Below are 763 nucleotides of genomic sequence, written 5' to 3' on the forward strand. Positions count from 1 at the left end.
TCGCCGCGCTCGGCCACGGCCCGCGCACGGTCGTGATCGCGGGCGCCGGCGCCGGTCCGGAGGCCGAGGAACTGGCGCGTGCTGGTGGCTGGCCGCTCATCGCGGAGGTCACGAGCGGCGCGCGGTTCGGGCCGAACCTCGTGGTCGCGTACCGCGAGCTGCTGCGCGAGCCCGGCTTCGGCGACGAAGTCGAGCGGGCGATCGTGTTCGGGCACCCGACGCTCTCGCGGGAGGTACTCGCGCTGGTCCGGCGCGACGGCGTCGAGACGATCGCGGTCGCGCCGTGGGGCATCGAGTGGTTCGACCCGGGGCACGCGGTCGGCCGGTTCGAGCGCGCCGTGTCGGTCGAGCCGCACGAACCGACGGCCGAGGAGCGCGCGTGGACCGGGCGGTGGGTGCGGGCGAGTCGGATCCTGCTCGACCGGCGCGACGAGGCGGGCCTCGACGACGCCGGTTCGGGCGGACTGCGCAGCGGGGTCGACGAGACCGGGCACGTCAGCGACTACGCCGCGCAGCGCGCGTACCTGAAGGACCAGCTCGCGCGCATCCGGCAGCCGGTCGACCGTCGCATGCTCGTCGAGGCGCTCTGGGCGGCGACCTGGCCGCACGACCGGCTCGTGTTCGGCGCCTCCCGCCTCATCCGCGACGCCGACCGCAACGTGCCGGGGCGCCGCATCGCCGCGCATGCGAACCGCGGCCTCGCGGGCATCGACGGCACGGTGGCGACGGCGATCGGCATCGCGATCGCGAGCCAGTCGGCGGC

The 763-nt window shown here is 76.1% G+C and carries 1 pseudogene; it reads left to right on the plus strand.

Annotation, left to right across the window (positions count from 1 at the left end):
- Nucleotides 1-763 (plus strand): annotated as a pseudogene (locus ESO86_RS19565) (2-succinyl-5-enolpyruvyl-6-hydroxy-3-cyclohexene-1-carboxylate synthase); the annotation flags it as partial.

The sequence above is a fragment of the Agromyces binzhouensis genome (assembly GCF_004135055.1).
GTDB lineage: Bacteria > Actinomycetota > Actinomycetes > Actinomycetales > Microbacteriaceae > Agromyces > Agromyces binzhouensis.